At 72.7% G+C, this 15,335-nt stretch carries 16 protein-coding genes; 8 read left to right on the top strand and 8 right to left on the bottom strand.

What is annotated here, in order from left to right; genetic code table 11:
• The first annotated feature begins 19 nt into the window (after positions 1-19).
• Genes ACNF49_RS16025 through ACNF49_RS16015 form a run of 3 tightly spaced genes read left to right on the top strand, consistent with a single transcriptional unit; the run spans position 20 to position 2,989 of the window.
• Positions 20-1,579, top strand: a complete 1,560-nt coding sequence (locus ACNF49_RS16025) for a phospholipase D family protein (RefSeq protein WP_482944205.1) — start codon at positions 20-22, stop codon at positions 1,577-1,579.
• Positions 1,579-2,304 (top strand): phosphatase PAP2 family protein, encoded by a 726-nt coding sequence (locus ACNF49_RS16020; protein ID WP_482944204.1) that lies wholly within the window; start codon positions 1,579-1,581, stop codon positions 2,302-2,304. The genes ACNF49_RS16025 and ACNF49_RS16020 overlap by 1 nt, the downstream gene beginning before the upstream one ends.
• Complete coding sequence (locus tag ACNF49_RS16015; protein WP_482944203.1) at positions 2,291-2,989, top strand: phosphatase PAP2 family protein; 699 nt, start codon at positions 2,291-2,293, stop codon at positions 2,987-2,989. Before ACNF49_RS16020 ends, ACNF49_RS16015 begins: the two co-directional genes overlap by 14 nt.
• Here ACNF49_RS16015 and ACNF49_RS16010 read toward each other — a convergent pair.
• The gene (locus tag ACNF49_RS16010) at positions 2,986-3,162 is read right to left on the bottom strand and encodes a DUF6203 family protein (protein ID WP_357980824.1); all 177 of its coding nucleotides are present in this window, start codon (positions 3,160-3,162) and stop codon (positions 2,986-2,988) included. The genes ACNF49_RS16015 and ACNF49_RS16010 overlap by 4 nt on opposite strands.
• Positions 3,163-3,249: 87 nt before the next feature.
• Here ACNF49_RS16010 and ACNF49_RS16005 point away from each other — a divergent pair, with 87 nt between their 5' ends.
• A complete protein-coding gene (locus ACNF49_RS16005) occupies positions 3,250-4,131 on the top strand; it encodes a DNA-3-methyladenine glycosylase family protein (RefSeq protein ID WP_357980827.1) in 882 nt (293 codons plus the stop codon).
• A 61-nt stretch (positions 4,132-4,192) separates the two neighbouring features.
• Positions 4,193-4,762 carry a DUF1707 SHOCT-like domain-containing protein gene (locus ACNF49_RS16000; RefSeq protein ID WP_482944202.1) on the top strand — a complete coding sequence of 190 codons (570 nt, stop codon included), beginning with the start codon at positions 4,193-4,195 and terminating at the stop codon, positions 4,760-4,762.
• Positions 4,763-4,855: 93 nt separating this feature from the next.
• Here the strand turns inward: ACNF49_RS16000 and ACNF49_RS15995 are convergent, their stop codons facing one another.
• Positions 4,856-5,779 carry a TIGR03620 family F420-dependent LLM class oxidoreductase gene (locus ACNF49_RS15995; RefSeq protein ID WP_482944201.1) on the bottom strand — a complete coding sequence of 308 codons (924 nt, stop codon included), beginning with the start codon at positions 5,777-5,779 and terminating at the stop codon, positions 4,856-4,858.
• 92 nt (positions 5,780-5,871) lie between these two features.
• Here ACNF49_RS15995 and ACNF49_RS15990 point away from each other — a divergent pair, with 92 nt between their 5' ends.
• Positions 5,872-6,417: a TetR/AcrR family transcriptional regulator gene (locus ACNF49_RS15990; RefSeq protein WP_357980836.1), complete on the top strand. Its 546-nt coding sequence runs from the start codon at positions 5,872-5,874 to the stop codon at positions 6,415-6,417.
• 23 nt (positions 6,418-6,440) lie between these two features.
• Here ACNF49_RS15990 and ACNF49_RS15985 read toward each other — a convergent pair whose 3' ends face one another.
• Both ACNF49_RS15985 and ACNF49_RS15980 read right to left on the bottom strand, forming a co-directional pair.
• Positions 6,441-6,971 (bottom strand): TetR/AcrR family transcriptional regulator, encoded by a 531-nt coding sequence (locus ACNF49_RS15985; RefSeq protein ID WP_482944200.1) that lies wholly within the window; start codon positions 6,969-6,971, stop codon positions 6,441-6,443.
• Positions 6,964-7,302 carry a hypothetical protein gene (locus ACNF49_RS15980; protein ID WP_482944199.1) on the bottom strand — a complete coding sequence of 113 codons (339 nt, stop codon included), beginning with the start codon at positions 7,300-7,302 and terminating at the stop codon, positions 6,964-6,966. Before ACNF49_RS15980 ends, ACNF49_RS15985 begins: the two co-directional genes overlap by 8 nt.
• 82 nt (positions 7,303-7,384) lie before the next feature.
• On the opposite strand from ACNF49_RS15980, the gene ACNF49_RS15975 reads away from it, so the two are divergent.
• Complete coding sequence (locus ACNF49_RS15975) at positions 7,385-7,849, top strand: AAA family ATPase (RefSeq protein ID WP_357980846.1); 465 nt, start codon at positions 7,385-7,387, stop codon at positions 7,847-7,849.
• A 14-nt stretch (positions 7,850-7,863) separates the two neighbouring features.
• On the opposite strand, the gene ACNF49_RS15970 is transcribed toward ACNF49_RS15975, so the two are convergent.
• Both ACNF49_RS15970 and ACNF49_RS15965 read right to left on the bottom strand, forming a co-directional pair.
• Positions 7,864-8,613, bottom strand: a complete 750-nt coding sequence (locus tag ACNF49_RS15970) for an SDR family NAD(P)-dependent oxidoreductase (RefSeq protein ID WP_482944198.1) — start codon at positions 8,611-8,613, stop codon at positions 7,864-7,866.
• On the bottom strand, positions 8,610-9,062 hold the full coding sequence (locus ACNF49_RS15965; protein ID WP_482944197.1) for a MarR family winged helix-turn-helix transcriptional regulator: 453 nt from the start codon (positions 9,060-9,062) through the stop codon (positions 8,610-8,612). Before ACNF49_RS15965 ends, ACNF49_RS15970 begins: the two co-directional genes overlap by 4 nt.
• Positions 9,063-9,152: 90 nt before the next feature.
• Here ACNF49_RS15965 and ACNF49_RS15960 point away from each other — a divergent pair, with 90 nt between their 5' ends.
• Positions 9,153-10,127: a hypothetical protein gene (locus tag ACNF49_RS15960; protein WP_498702508.1), complete on the top strand. Its 975-nt coding sequence runs from the start codon at positions 9,153-9,155 to the stop codon at positions 10,125-10,127.
• Here the strand turns inward: ACNF49_RS15960 and ACNF49_RS15955 are convergent.
• Positions 10,084-11,217 (bottom strand): HupE/UreJ family protein, encoded by a 1,134-nt coding sequence (locus ACNF49_RS15955; RefSeq protein WP_482944195.1) that lies wholly within the window; start codon positions 11,215-11,217, stop codon positions 10,084-10,086. The two genes, ACNF49_RS15960 and ACNF49_RS15955, sit on opposite strands and share 44 nt — an antisense overlap.
• A 67-nt stretch (positions 11,218-11,284) precedes the next feature.
• Positions 11,285-15,238, bottom strand: a complete 3,954-nt coding sequence (locus ACNF49_RS15950; protein ID WP_498702507.1) for a metallophosphoesterase — start codon at positions 15,236-15,238, stop codon at positions 11,285-11,287.
• Positions 15,239-15,335 lie beyond the last annotated feature (97 nt).

Raw genomic sequence — 15,335 nt, 5'->3', positions numbered from 1 at the left:
TGCGGGTAGCGGTGGCCGAATGCGCATCCAGGACTGGTTCCTCACCGAGGAGGAACGCGACAACCGGGCGACCGGCCTCGACGCGTGGTCCAGCGGCAACGACGTACGACCGCTGATCCACGGCGCCACGTACTTCGCCGAGCTGAAGACCTGTCTGGACGCACTGCGCAAGGACGACCTGCTGCTGTTCGCCGACTGGCGGGGCGACCCCGACGAGCGGCTGACCGACGACGGCCCCACGGTGGGCACCGCCCTCGGGGCCGCGGCCGAGCGCGGCGCCGTCGTCAGGGGCCTCATCTGGCGCTCCCACCTGGACCGCCTGCGGTTCAGCGCGGCCGAGAACCGGCACCTGGGCGAGAAGATCGAGAACGCGCACGGGCAGGCGCTGCTGGACACCCGGACCAAACCGGGCGGCTCGCACCACCAGAAGTTCGTCATCCTCCGCCACGACCGCGACCCCTCGGCGGACGTGGCCTTCGTCGGCGGCATCGACCTGTGCCACAGCCGCCGCGACGACGCCGAGCACCTGGGCGACCCGCAGTCCTGCCCGATGCCCGACGTGTACGGCCCCCGCCCGCCCTGGCACGACATCCAGCTCGCCATCCACGGGCCGGCGGTCGCCGAGGTGGAGAAGACCTTCTGCGAACGCTGGGAGGACCCGGCCCCCGAGACCAGGGACCCGCTGCGCCGCCTGCGCGACCACTTCAGCAAGCTGGACGACGCTCCCCCGCTGCCCGAGCCGGGCCCGCCGCCCCCGCCCGCCGGCACGCACCACGTGCAGCTCCTGCGCACCTACCCCGCCCGGCACAGCGCGTACCCGTTCGCGCCGGACGGCGAGCGCAGCATCGCGCACGCCTATCACAAGGTGCTCGGCAGGGCCCGGTCGCTGGTGTACCTGGAGGACCAGTACCTGTGGTCCACGGACGTGATCGAGCCGTTCGCCCAGGCGCTGGAGCGCGAGCCGGAGCTCCGCATGATCATCGTGGTGCCCCGCCACCCCGACCAGGACGGCTGGCTGGCCGGCCCGGCGAGCCTGATCGGCCGGGTCGAGGCGCTGGACCGGCTGATGAGGGCCGGCGGCGACCGGGTCGCGATCTACGACCTGGAGAACCGCCAGGGCACCCCCGTCTACGTGCACGCCAAGGTGTGCGTGGTGGACGACGTGTGGGCGTCGGTCGGGTCGGACAACGTCAACCTGCGCTCGTGGACCTACGACTCGGAGCTGAGCTGCGCCGTCCTGGACGAGCGGGAGGACCCGAGGCCGCCGCACGGCGCCCTGAGGTTCGCCCGCGACCTGCGGCTGGCGCTCATGGCCGAGCACCTGGACGAGGAGTCGGAGTCCGGCCGGGACGAGCTGTGCGACCCGGTCGCCGCGTTCGACGCGTTCGCCGAGTCGGCGGCCCGGCTGGAGGGCTGGCACTCGGCCGGCTGCCGGGGCCCGCGCCCGTCCGGCCGGTTACGCCCCCACCCGGCCCCCACGCTGTCCCGGGTGCGCAGGGCGATGGCCATGCCGCTCTACCGGTTCGCCGTCGACCCCGACGGCCGGCCGCCGGAGCTGCGGAGATCGCGGAGGTTCTGATGAAGACGTTCCTGCTCGACAGGCTGGGACCGCGGATGACGGTCGCGGCGTTCGCCGTCGCGCTCATCATGATCCCGTTCTCCCTGCTGCTCGTCGTGGCCAAGATGCCGCTCAACCGGCTGGACGCCGGGGTGGCCCACGAACTGCACGAGTACGCGCTCGCCCATCCCGGCGTGACCAGGGTGCTCATCGTCTGGACCGACCTGTTCGGGCCGTGGCCGTGGCGCGTCGCGGTGGTGGCGTTCACGGTCTGGCTGCTGATGCACGGCAGGCGCAGGCTGGCCCTGTGGGCGATCACGACCGTGACCGCGGGCGGCCTGATCGGGCTCGGCCTCAAGATCCTCGTCGCGCGGGTGCGACCGCACCTGCCCGACCCCGTCGCGCTGGCGCCCGGCGACTCCTTCCCCTCCGGCCACGCGGTCAACGTGACGCTCGGGGCCGGCGTCGTCACCCTGCTCCTGCTGCCGATGTTGCCCCGGTGGGGGCGCCGGCTCGCCTGGGTGCTGGCCTGTTTCGTGGTGGTCTCGGTGGGCTTCACCAGGATCGCCCTCGGCGTGCACTGGGTGAGTGACGTCGTGGCGGGGGTCGTGCTGGGCGTGGCGGTGATCGCCGCGACCGCGGCGGCATTCGAGACGTGGCGGCGCGACACGGGCCGCCGGCCCACTGCGCCGCTGACCGAAGGTATGGAACCCGAACCGGTGAAGGTGCCCGATGAGCAGAGCTGAGCATGTCCGGTACTACGCGTTGTCGCTGGTGTTACCTCTGGTGCTGATGGGCGCCGTCACGTACGGCATGGGGCTGCTCATCGTCGGCGTCCCCCAGCCCGGTGACGTGACCGTGAGCAAGGACTTCGCCTCCATCCGCACGTCGCTGTGGAACACGCTCACCGACTACGGCACCAGCCTGTCGGACACGCCGTACGTCGTGGCGTTCACGGCGGTGGCGGTGATCCTGTTCCGGCTGGTCTACAAGCGCTGGCGGGAGTCAATCTTCATGATCGCGGCGGTCTGGGGCCAGTCGCTGGTCTTCCTGGCCACCACCGAGCCCGTCGGCCGCAGCCGTCCGCCGGTGCCCCACCTCGACCCCGCGCCGCCCACCTCCAGCTTCCCCTCGGGGCACGTCAGCGCCGCCGTCGCGTTCTACTGCGGGCTGGCGCTGGTGCTGACGACCCATGTGCGCAACCGGGCCCTGCAGGTGGTGATCTGGACGATCGGCATCGCGGCGCCGCTGATCGTCGCCTTCTCCCGGCTCTACCGCGGCATGCACTTCTTCTCGGACGTGACCTGGGGGCTGCTGCTCGGGGTGTTCTGCGTGGTGGTGGCCGCGCGGTCCATCCTCTACCGGACCTGGGACAGACGGCCGGCGGCCGTGGAGGGCGGCCGCCGGCGTCCGGCCTCCGTAGGGGACTAACGGCGGTGGTACGCGGGCCCGCGGCGCGCCCGCCGGCGGCCGGTCGGCCGTCCGGCGGGCCGCCCGGCCTGCTTCCTCCGCCGTCCGAGCAGGTAGCCGGCGGCCAGGATCGCCAGCCCCCAGGGGGTGCGGGCCAGCCAGCGCGCCACGAAGATCTTCAGGAACTTCTTCATGCCCGCCCGCTGCCCCCGCCGGGCCCCGTGATGCGGAAGCCCGGCCCCACCAGGGACCATGCCGCCGCGGCGCCTACCATACGGCCCATGACCACGCACGGATTCACGCTCACCGCGAAGGGCCCGTTCGACTTCGGCGCCACGCTGCGCTTCGTCGAGGACTGGCCGGCCACCAGCGCGCTGCCCTCCGACGGCCGGACGCTGCGCTTCGCCTACTGCGCCGAGTCCGACTGGCTGCCGATCGGGGTGAGCGTCACCGCCGCCCCCGGCGGCGTCGCCGTCACCACCACCCGCGCCCCCGGCCCGGCGATCCGCGGCGAGGTCGCGCGCATCTTCTCCCTCGACGTGGACGCCACCGGCTTCGCCGAACTGGGCGCGGCCGACCCGGTGCTCGGCGACGTGCAGCGGGACCGCCCTGGGCTGCGGCCGGTGTGCTTCTGGAGCCCGTGGGAGGCGGCCTGCTGGGCGGTGATCGTGCAGCGCTCGTCGATGATCGTCGCCTCGCGCATCAAGCAGCGCATCGCCGACCGGTACGGCGCGGCCGTCACCGTGGACGGGCAGGCGTACCAGGCGTTCCCGCCGCCCGTGAGCCTGGTGGACGCGGGCGGTCTCGGCCTGCCGGCGCAGAAGGAGGAGTGGCTGCGCGGCCTGGCGCGGGCGGCGCTCGACGGCGTGCTCACCACCGAGCACCTGCGCTCGCTCACCCCCGAGGACGCCCTGGCCGAACTGCGCGCGCTGCCCGGCGTGGGGCCGTTCTCGGCCGGGTTGATCCTGATCCGCGGAGCCGGCGCGCCCGACGCGTTCCCCGGCGACGAACCCCGGCTGTTCGGCATCCTGCGCGAGGCGTACGGGCTGCCCGAGGACGCCCCCGCGGGCGCCTACCGCAGGCTCGCCGAGTCGTGGCGGCCCTACCGGTCGTGGGCGTCGTTCCTGTTCCGCGCCACCGGCTACCGGGCCGCCGCAGACTGAGCCGGAGACTGAGCCCGCGCGCGCATGGCCCGCGCGCCCGATGATCCTTAGAGTGGTCGCCATGACGGACGACGCCGACATCCGGGCCGGCGACCACGACCGCGACCAGGTGGCCGACAGGCTGCGGCAGGCGGTCGCCGAAGGCCGCATCAGCCTCGACGAGTTACGCGAACGCATCGACCGCACGTACGCCGCCAGGACGGTCGGCGAGCTCGGCGCCCTCGTCGCCGACCTGCCCGTCATCTCCCCTGCTCCCTCCGCCGCCTCCGACGTGCTGCGGATGCACACCGAGCACTGGCGGGTGAGCCGGGCGGGGCGGTGGGTGGTGCCGCCGCGCATCGACGTCCGGCTCGGCGTCTGGGGCACCGCGAAGCTCGACTTCCTCGCCGCCGAGTGCCCCCATCCCGAGGTGGAGGTGCGGGTGACGATCACCTCGTGGTTCGGCGACCTGCATCTGAAGGTCCCGCACGGCTGGCGGGTGCGCGCCGACGAGGTCGTCTCCCCCGGGCTCGGCCGGGTCCACAACAAACCGGTCGAACCGCCCGCCGCCGACGCGACGGTGCTCCGCCTCTCCGGCCACAGCCGAGGCGACATCTGGATCCGCTACCGACCTCGACGACTTGAGGGCTGATCACCTCGCGTTGATCATCTGTCCCCCTCTCCCGCCGCCTGCCCGGTTCTGGGAACCCCCTCGGGCCGCCGCCGCCCGTGCCGGGCATGGTCGTCACAGAGAGGTCAGCGCGGCGAGTTCGCGCCACTCGGGGAGGGGCAGGTCGCCCGGGTTGCCGGTGAGGACCTGGAGGCACACGTGGTCGGCGCCCGCGTCGAGGTGGGCGCGTACGCGCTTCTCGATCGCCGCCGCGTCGCCGTGGGCCACGATCGCGTCCACCAGCCTGTCGCTGCCGTGCTCGATCTCGTCCTCGCCGAAGCCGAGCCTGCGCAGGCTGGCGGCCTGGTGGGGCGCCGCGGTGCGGTAGAAGGAGACGTGCTCCGCGGCCACCTCGCGGGCCCTGGCCGGGTCGCGGTGCAGCACGACGGCCTGCTCGACGGCCAGCAACGCGCCTGGCCCCATCGCCTCCCTGGCCCGCGCGGTGTGCTCGACGGGCACGAAGTACGTGTGGGCGCCGAGCGTCCGCCGGGCCGCCAGGTCCAGCATCTTCGGGCCGAGCGCGGCCAGCACGCGGCGCGGCGCGTGCGCCGGGGGCGCCGAGTCCAGCGGGACGGCGTTCATGGCGTCGAGGTAGCCGCCCATCGTGGTCACCGCCCGGCCCAGGCTCGGGATCGCGTAGCCGTCCATCTGGATCGGCTCGTCGCTGATGCGGTGGCCGCCGAGGCCGAGGAGGTACCGGCCGGGGTGGGCCTCGTTGAGCGCCCGTTCGGCGGCGGCCATGGTGATCGGGTCGCGCAGGGCGATGTTGGCGATGCCGGCGGCCACGGTGATCCGCCTGGTTGCCGAGAGCAGCAGCCACGACTGGCTCACCGAGTCGCGGCCGAACCCCTCGCCGAACCACAGCGCGCCGTACCCCAGCTCCTCGATCTCGGCCGCGGCCTCGCGCGCCTCCCCGGCGGGGCGGGCGTCGAGGGCGAACGTCCACAGGCCCACCTTGCCCAGGCGGGGTCCGTCGTCGTGGTGGACGTCGTCGGTCATGGGTCACCGTCCCGTCTATACGGAGAACTTCTCCGGTTACGTCGGGGACTATAATCGGAGACGTTCTCCGATTCAACCCGCGGGAGTGTCCAGTGCCGGCACGGGCCATGCGCGCCGACGCGCGCCGCAACTACGAGCAACTGGTGGCGGCGGCCATCGCCGTGGTCGCCGAGGAGGGGCCCGACGCCTCGCTCAACGAGATCGCCAGACGGGCCGGCGTCGGGGCAGGCACGCTCTACCGGCACTTCCCCACCCGCGAGGCGCTGCTCGCGGCCGTGTTCGAGGGGCGGCTGGCCCGGTTGTGCGCGCGAGCGGAGGAGGCGGGCCAGGCGCTGCCGCCCGGCGAGGCGCTGGTGGCCTGGCTGCGGTCGCTGGTCGCGCACGCCATGACCGACCGGGGGCTCGGGGCGCGGGTGATGCTCACCCAGGACGGCGCGGGGGTCGACTGCTGGGCGACGTTGCGCGCCGCCGCCGCGCGGCTGCTGCTGCCGGCCCAGGAGGCGGGGGCCGTGCGCGCGGACGTCGAGGTCGCCGACCTGGTCGAGCTGGCGGCGGGCATCGCCCAGGCCACCCCCGACCCGGCCCGCGCCGACCGCCTCCTCACCCTCACCCTGGACGGCCTGCACCCCCGCCCCTGAACCCCTTCAGGGGACACGGCCGCTCAGCGGGCCGCGGCGGTGGTGAACGCGGACATCCCGGCGGTCCAGGCGGCCTCGATGTCGGCTCCGGGCGGGAAGCGGCCGTCGAGTTCGAGCATGACCAGGCCGTGGGCCAGCCCCCAGACCGCGCGGGCGGCGGCCTCGCCCCGCACGAGCCGGACCAGCGGCAGCGCCGCCCGCTCCTCCACCCCGGCGGGCAGCAGGTCACGCGGCAGCGGCCCCGCGCTCATCAGCCGGTACAGGTGCGGCTGGCCCAGCGCGTACGCCCGATAGGCCCGCCCGAGCACCGCCAGCCCGCCTCCGCGGCCGTCGTGCTCGGCGCGTTCCAGGGCGGTGGCCAGTTCGGCGAGGGCGATGGCGATGAGTTCGGCCTCCACGGCGGACTTGTCGGGAAAGTGCTTGTAGAGCGACGGCGCGCGGATTCCGAGCCGGGCGGCCAGCGCGCGCATGGTCAGCGCGTCCGCCCCGCCCGCCTCGACCAGCTCCCGCGCCGCCGCGACGATCTGCCCCGCGCGCGGCGACAGCTCAGCCACGCGCGCTCCTCGGACCGTGACCGAGGAGACGGGCGACGGCGACGTACGTCATCCAGGCCAGCCCCGCCGTGAAGACCGGCACCCAGCCCAGCGGCGAGACCGAGTAACCGACCAGCACGGCCAGCGGGATCCACGGACGGTGGGCGAGGTCGTGCAGCACCGCCGGCCCGCCGAACCTGGTCGCGTACGGCGCCAGCACGAACAACGCCGAGCTGACCGGCGTGGCGCCCCCGTGCTTGACCACCTCGAAGACGAGGAACGCGAGGCAGAAGGCGGCCAGAGCGGCCCACCCGGAACGGCCGGCCACTCGCCTGACGGTCACTGCGGTCATGATGCCCTCCTGGAAGCTAACGCCGTTAGCCACACTCTAGGCTAACGACGTTAGCCTGTCCAGGACCAAATAGGGTGGAACCATGATCGATCGGGAGGTGGCCGTGCTCATCGGCCTGCAGGCCTCCGGCAAGTCCACCTTCTACCGGCGCTGCCTGGCCGCCACGCACGCGCACGTGAGCAAGGACGACTTCCCCAACGCGCGCCGCCGCCAGCACCGCCAGCTCCGGCTGATCCGCGAGGCGCTGGAGGAGGACCGGAACGTGGCCGTGGACAACACCAACGCCTCGCCCGAGGAGTGGCAGCCGCTCATCGTGGCCGGCCGGGAGCACGGCGCGCGGGTGGTGGCCTACTGGTTCCCGCCCAACGTCAAGGGCTCGCTCCAGCGCAACGCCGAGCGCACGGGCCGGGCCAGGGTCCCAGAGGTGGGCGTCTTCGCCACGCTCAGACGGCTGCGCCGGCCGCGCGCCTCCGACGGCTTCGACGCCGTGTACGCGGTGGAGTTCGACGGCCGCGGCGGCTTCCTCGTCCGCAGACAGGACGGCTGAACCGACGCCGGACGTCAGGGGCGGCGGGTGGCGAAGCGGTAGGCGATCTTGGCGGGGGTCAGCCAGCGTACGTGGGCGCCGTTCCTGGCCCGGCCGACCACCCGCTCGGCCAGCCACGGCGCCACCGTCTCCACCGGGTCGGCGAGGATCGCGAAGATGCGGGCCGACCGCTCCCGTTCGGCGTCCGAGTAGCCGTGCGTCAGCAGGTCGGTGACCACCATGCCGGGGCTGAGCAGGCCCGCCGTCACCCCGTCGGGGGCCTCCTTGGCCAGCGCCCTGGTCAGGTACGTCACGGCCCGCTTGGTGGCGCCGTAGACGGCGAGTCCGGGCACCGTCCGGCCGTCGCCGCCCAGCCCCTCCATGTTCCAGACGTGGCCGCCGCCGTCCTGCGCCGCCATGCCCGCCACCGCCACCGCGCAGCCGTTGACCGTGCCCAGCAGGTTGACCTCGGTCACCGCGCGGGCCTCGGCGGCGGGCAGCCGCCACAGCGGGAGGCGGTCGTGGGAGATCCCGGCGTTGTTGACCCAGATGTCCACCCGGCCGTGCCGCCGTACGGCCTCGTCCCAGAGGTCCTGGAGGCGGGCGCGGTCGGCGACGTCGGCCACGACGGCGGGTACGCCGAGCTCGGCCCCCGCCGCGGCCACGCGGTCCGGGTCGGTGCCGCACACGGTGACCCGGTGGCCGCGGGCGGTCAGCGAGCGGGCGAGGCCGAGGCCGAGCCCGCGGGTGCCGCCGGTGATCACGATCGAGCGGGACGCGCTCACGCCTCGTGCTCCTTCCTGGCCGCCACGGTCGCCTCGATCGCGTCCGCGAGGAACCTGCCGACGACCTCCCGCTCGGCCGGGGTGAACGCGTCGATCGCCGCGGTGAGGCGCCGGACGAGCGGGGCGAAGAAGGCGCCCGCCAGCTCGACGGCCTGCTCGTTCATGACGACCTCGACCTTGCGGCGGTCGCCAGCGTCGCGCCGCCGTACGACGTGGCCGGCCTGCTCCAGCCGGCCGAGGAGGGCCGTCGTGGCGGGGGCGGAGAGGTTCAGCGCGGCCCCCAGTCCGCCGGGCGAGAGCGGCCGGCCGGCGAGGTGGGCGTCGAGGATGACCACCAGGGCGTTCATGTCGGTCCTGTGCAGCCGGTGCCCGACCGCGAAGCCCTCCACGAACCGGTCGCTCTCCACGTTGAGCCGGCGGATGAGGACCATCAGGTCGTAGGCCGTCATGTCACCCCTTATATTTCTATGGTGGAAGTATTCCATCGTAGAAAGAAAACGTTAGCCGCGATCCGTCCTGAGACGGTACTCGTCGCGGGGGTGGTCGCGAGCGCCGTCCTGACCGGCCTGATCTGGTTCCTGGGCCGGTGGCTGGACGACGTCGTGCTGCTGCCCGACCAGGGCTCGTCCTGGTACTACTGGAAACTGCCCGAGCCCACCGTGTGGACCAGGCTGTCGGCCTGGGCCGGTTACGCCGCCCACCAGCTCGTGTTCTGGTGGCTCATCCACCACGCCCAGACCCGGGTCCGCCGCTACTCCGCCGGTCTCCACCCGGTGAACGTCGTCGCGCTGGCGGTGAACGCCGGGTTCGTCGCCCTGCACACCGTGCAGACCCATCTGTTCTACGACGGCCTGGCCCAGGACGTGTCGATCTACAGCTCCCAGGGCTCGGTCGTCCTTCTGCTGGTCGTCGTCCTGATCATGGAGAACCGGCGGCGCGGCCTGTTCCTCGGCCGGCCGGCGCCCATCAGGCGGGAGATCGTCGACTTCGCCCGCCGGTACCACGGCTACCTGTTCAGCTGGGCGGCGGTCTACACCTTCTGGTACCACCCGGCCGAGTCCACGCCCGGCCACCTGATCGGCTTCTTCTACATGTTCCTGCTGCTGCTCCAGGGCAGCCTCTTCCTCACCAGGGCGCACACCAACCGCTACTGGACGGTGACGCTGGAGCTGGCCGTCGTGGTCCACGGCACCCTGGTGGCCGTCATGACCTCGGGCCCGGACGGATTGTGGCCGATGTTCCTGTTCGGCTTCCTCGGCGTCTTCGTGATCACCCAGATGCACGGCCTGGGCCTGTCCCGCGCCGCCCGCTGGGCGCTGACCGGCTGCTACGCGGTGGCCCTGATCGCCGTGTACGCCGTGCGCGGCGACCTGGCCGGCACGAACGAGGCGATCAGGATCCCGGCCATCGAATACCTGCTGGTCGGCGTGCTGGCCCTGCTCGCCTGGGGAGCCGGCCGCCTGTGGGCGCTCAGAGCGGGAGCGGGATCCGGTCGAGGAACCAGTACAGGCTGACCGCCACGATGGACAGCGACACCGCGGCCACCGTCCAGCGGGCCGCGGCCGTCCGCCGCAGCAGCACCAGCAGGGGGAAGAGCACGGCGATGATCGCGAGCTGGGTCACCTCGATCCCGACGTTGAAGCTCAGCAGCGACAGCAGCAGCTCCCACGACCCGCTCTCGCGGATGTCGAGCGCGCCCGCGAACCCGAGCCCGTGCATCAGGCCGAAGGCGAAGACGACGGGCAGCCGCCAGGCGCCCGGCCGGTCACGGCCCAGCAGGTTCGCGAGCGCGACGACGACGATCGAGGCGGCGATGACCGGCTCGACCACCGCCGCCGGCACGTTCACCACGCCCATGGCGGCCAGCAGGAACGTGATGCTGTGGGCGACCGTGAAGGCGGAGGCGGTGACCACGACGTCACGCGCGCCGCGGGCGCCGATGATCAGGGTGAGCAGGAAGAAGACGTGGTCCAGCCCGAGCACGAGGTGCTCGACGCCGAGCAGGAAGAACTCCCCGATCTGGCCGGCCGCCGCGCGTTCGGCCAGGCGCAGGGTCGGGCTCGCGGCGGTCAGGACGGCCGAGCCCCGCTCGCCGGCGAGGTCGTAGCGCAGGAGCGTCCGGGTGCTGTGGACGAACGTCTCGGCGTCGGGGAACAGGGCGCTGGAGATCGTGTGCTCGCCGCCGTCCACCGCCGGGCAGGCGTAGGCGAGGGTCAGCGTCGCGAAGGCGGCCTTGCCGCGCGGGTGCACATCCGCCCCGCCCACCTGCCGGGGGACGCACGGCCGGTCGGCGCGGGCGACGGCGAAGCGGCGGGTGACGTAGCCGAACACGGCGTCGCGGTTGACCGCGAGCTGCCGCAGCTGCTCGGCGCGCTCCTTGGCCTCGTACGCCTCGGCGTAGAGCCAGGCGGACTTCATCAGCAGGTCGTACTCCAGGTCGAGCACGACCCTGACGTCGGTGGCGGTGCCGGTCACCTCGGCGTGGGCCTTCGTGGTGGCGTCGTGCGCCGCCGCGGGGGCGGGGTGCAGCAGGTCGGCCAGCGCTGCGCAGAGGATGACGGCCAGGACGACGGCGTAGGGCCAGCGCCAGCGCCGGTGAGGCATGTCCGGTCTCTCCAGGGTCGGGGGAAGGGCCGCCCCGGGCGCGGGCCCGGGGCGGCGAGGGGGCGGATCAGCGGGTGAACCAGCGGTACATGGGCGAGTCCTTGTCCCACTTGCCGGGACGGCCGTGCTCGTCCTTGGTGACGAAGACGCTGGGCTCGGAGGCGGTGACGCCGCCGCCCGCGGAACGGGCCGTGACGAACCAGGCGTAGGCCGTGTCGTCCTTGAGGTGCTTCCACGTCACCGAGGCGACCTGGCCCGAGGCGGCGGCGCTCCTGCCGATGATCTTCGTCGGCTTGTAGAGCGCCAGGGAGTCGGTCCTGAAGCTCGTCGTCCGCGTGGTGAGGTCGACGGGCAGGACCATGTTGTCCTCGCGCCCGTCGTAGCGGCGCAGCGGGTCGAACTCGCCGGCGCCGAAGTCGCCGAGCAGCGGGGAGTAGGTGTCCACGCTCAGCTCGGCCCGCTTGACGTCGAACTGCAGCAGCCGGAAGTAGCTGGCCCCGAACTGGAGCTGGTCCTCCGGCTGGTAGCCGCCGATCTCGGTGAGCCCGAGCCGGTCGGCCGAGACCGTGTAGAACTGGTAGTCGGCCAGCAGCTCGACCACGCCGTTGCCGACCTGGCCGACCTTCGGCTTCACGTTGGTGCCCACGCCGTGCTCGTGACCGGCCAGGATGAGGAAGACGTTCGGGTTCTTCTCGACCACCGTCTTGTAGAGCATCGAGCCGTCGGGGGCGGAGAAGGGGGCGCCGCGGCCGTCGGCGTTGCCGCTCGGCACGAGGTAGTCGTGCGAGAGCAGGATGCCGTTGCGGCCGGGGAACTTCTTGAAGACCGAGTCGGCCCACTCGGCCTCCTCCCTGGTCACGCCGTACGACAGGCCGACGACCACGAAGTCCAGGCCGCCCGCGGAGAACAGGTCGTAGTGGTTCTGGTTGTCGCCCTCCTTCCACGGGCCGCCGTACTTGGCGTGCCGCCAGCCCTGGGAGGCGTCCTGGTAGCGGGACGGGCCGTAGTACTTGTTGTAGATCGCCTCGGGGCCGTTCTCGGTGCCCGACTGGTTGTCGTGGTTGCCGGCGATGACGCCGTTCGGGATGTTCGCCTGGTCGAGCACGCGCTGCTGCTTCGACGACACCTCGAACTCGCCGACGACCTCGCGCTGCATGGCCTCGTCGGCGGGCTTGCGGATGTTGTTCTCGATGATGTCGCCGGTGTGGGCGACGTAGGAGATCTTGCGCTGGTCCTTGTTGGCGGTGATCCAGTTGACGATGCCGGCGTAGGCCGACTCCCACACCGCGCGCTCCTGCGCGGTCTCCTGCTCCACCGCGCCCTCGGAGATGTACTGGGTGTCGGTGAAGTGCACGATCGAGAAGTCGTACGTGGCGGGGTCGGCGAAGCCGTTCGGGTCGCCGGGGTCGATGTCGTCGGCGAACGGGTCCTCGCCGGTCACCATGACGTGCACCTGCTGCCGGTCCACGTACTCGGGGCCGACGACGGCGGTCAGGACGGTCCTGCCGTCGGCCCCGCCGCGGGCGCTGGTCAGCAGGTCCCACGCCTTGGCCTCGGTGTTCCAGGCCCGCAGCGAGGCCAGGCGCTCGGGGTCGACGACGCCCTCCCAGCGCAGCACGGGCGCGTCCACGTGGCCCTGCACCTTGACGTCGAACCGCTGGTAGACGAGGTCGCGTCCGGCGGGGGCGTCGAGCGTCCGGCCGTCGCCGGGTTCCAGCCCGTCGGCCCTGATCCGCTGCTCGCCCGGCACCTTCAGCGTCGTGGGCAGTGTCGTGGCCGTGCCCTGGTACGCCTGGTCCGGGGTGAGGATTCTGGCCTCGGAGAAGGTGGCCGTCACCTGGCCGCCGCCGGGCTCGCCGACCTTGGCCGACAGCGTGACGGGGTCGGTGACGTCGGCCGTCCCCGAGGCCGGGGTGAGCTCGGCGGGGGCGTCCGGGATGCCGGCCGACTCGAAGACGATCTCCCGGGCCGCGGTGTTGCCGAGCCCGTCGGCGCCGGTGACCGACAGCGTGTGCCGGCCCGCCTTCAGCCCGGGGCCGATCCGGGCGCCCAGCTCCACGGCCTGGCCGTCGAGCTTGACGTCCGGCCCGGACACGACGCCGGAGGCGTCTTCGAGCTTGACGTCCAGGACGACCGTCGCGTTGATCCTCTCGTCCGCGGCGGGGACGCTCCTCGCGACCTTCGGCGCGGAGTTGTCGGTGATCAGGACGCGGTCGGCGGTCTGGCCGGAGGTGGACCTGGCCGCCAGGGTGTGCCGGCCGTCCTTGATCGCGATGGTGTCGAGGTCGGCGCGCAGGCCGCGAGCCGGGGCGTCCACCAGGAACTCCAGGTCGATCTCGGTCAGCGGGTTCGCCGTGTCGCCGCAGTTGCCGTCACCCATGCCGTAGGACGGCTTGATCATCTGACCGGCGGCGGTGCCCTGCGCCGGGGTGAGGACGATGTTCGAGATCGCGAAGTCGTCCCGGTTGGCGCCGCAGGACGTGGGGTACGTGCCGGCCACGAAGTCGATCGTGTTCCAGCCGGGCACGAGGTACTCGTTCGGGATCGGCAGGTCCACCCGGCGGCTCACGAAGTCGCCGTCGAGCACCACCTTCTGGCCGTTGACCAGCACGAAGTTCTGGTAGCGGGCCTCGATCGAGTTGCTGCCCACGGTGAAGCCGAGCGTCGCCTGGCCCGCGCCGAGCGTCTCGGTGACGTGCACGGCGGGGGCGTCGATCGTGTAGCGCAGCTCGGCCTCGCGCGGGAGGGCCTGGTCGCTGCCGCAGTCGCCGTCGCCCAGCGCGTACGAGGGCTTGACGTCCTTACCGGTCACCGTGGCGCCGTCGAGGGTCAGGGCGAGGCCGGCGATCGTGAAGTCGTCGCGGTTGACGCCGCAGGAGTCCTTGTAGTCGCCGGTGACGACCTTGATCGTGTTCTCGCCCGGCGTCAGGAACCTGGCCGGGACGGCCACGGTCACGCGCCGGCTCGCCCAGGTGCCGCCCAGGTCGATGCGCTTGCCGTTGACCAGCAGGAAGTCGTCGTACTTGTCGTCGATCGAGTCCGCGCCCACGTCGAAGGCGAGCATGGCGGCGCCGTTGCCGAGCGTGGCCCTGGTGACCGGCTTGCCGCCGTCCACGGTCAGCGACTCGACGCCGCCCGCGCCGGCCGCCGGGACGGTCGCGTACACCGTCTTGGTGCCGGCCACGAGGGTGCCGTCGGTGGGCAGCAGCCGCGGCGCGCCGGCCGGGGCGTTGTTCACCGTCACGGTGTTCCGGACGGTCGCGCCCGCCGCGGTGGCGGCGCTGAGTACGTGCTCGCCGTTGGCCAGCCCGGTGGTGTCCAGGTCGGCGGCGAGGCCGGTCGTGCCGCGCGGGTCGGACTGGGTGAAGAACTTGAGGGTGGCGCGCTTGAGCAGCGTGGTGTTGCTGCCGCAGTTGCCGTCGCCGAAGTTGAGCGTGTAGGGGTTGTCCTCGCCGTCGGCCACCTCGCCGAGCAGTTGGAGGCCCACGTCCGAGAGCACGAAGTCGTCGTAGTTCTGCCCGCAGGACGACTGGATCGTGCCAACCACGATCTCGACCGTGTTCTCGCCCTTGACCAGGTGTTCGTTCGGGATCTCGATGGTGGCCCGCTGGTTGGCGAAGTTGCCGATCTCGGCCTTGTACGCGCCATTGACCTGCACGTAGCTGTGGTACTGCGCCTCGGTGGAGTTCGAGCCGACGTCGAAGGCCAGCTTGGAGACGCCCACCGTCGCGGTGGCGGTGACGGGGGTGCCGTCGATGTCGAGCTTCGTGACGCTGTCACCGGCCGTGACCGGGACGGCGGCGACCTTCGCGGTGCCCTCGAGGTAGGAGCCGGTGGCGGGGGTGAGCGCGGGCGGGGCGGGGGTGCTCGTCGGGGTGGGGGTCGGCCGGCCGCGGCCCTGCTCCACCGGGTCGGCGTACGCCGCCGTCACGAGGCCGCCCACCAGCACCGCCGCGAGCGCGGTGGTGACGGCGAGCCGTCCCCTGCTCCTCGAACCGCCTGATAACTGTCGTGCTGCCATCGGCTGCATCGGGTCCTTCCATGACGTTCACGGGCAGCCGATGAGGCGGCGTGCCCTTCGAGCGGACACGTTGGAGCGCACGGGTGAACGTTGTGCA

This window comes from Actinomadura sp. ATCC 39365 (assembly GCF_054392275.1).
Note: the sequence above shows the minus strand (reverse complement) of the source record. Positions and strands in the feature narration are given on the sequence as shown.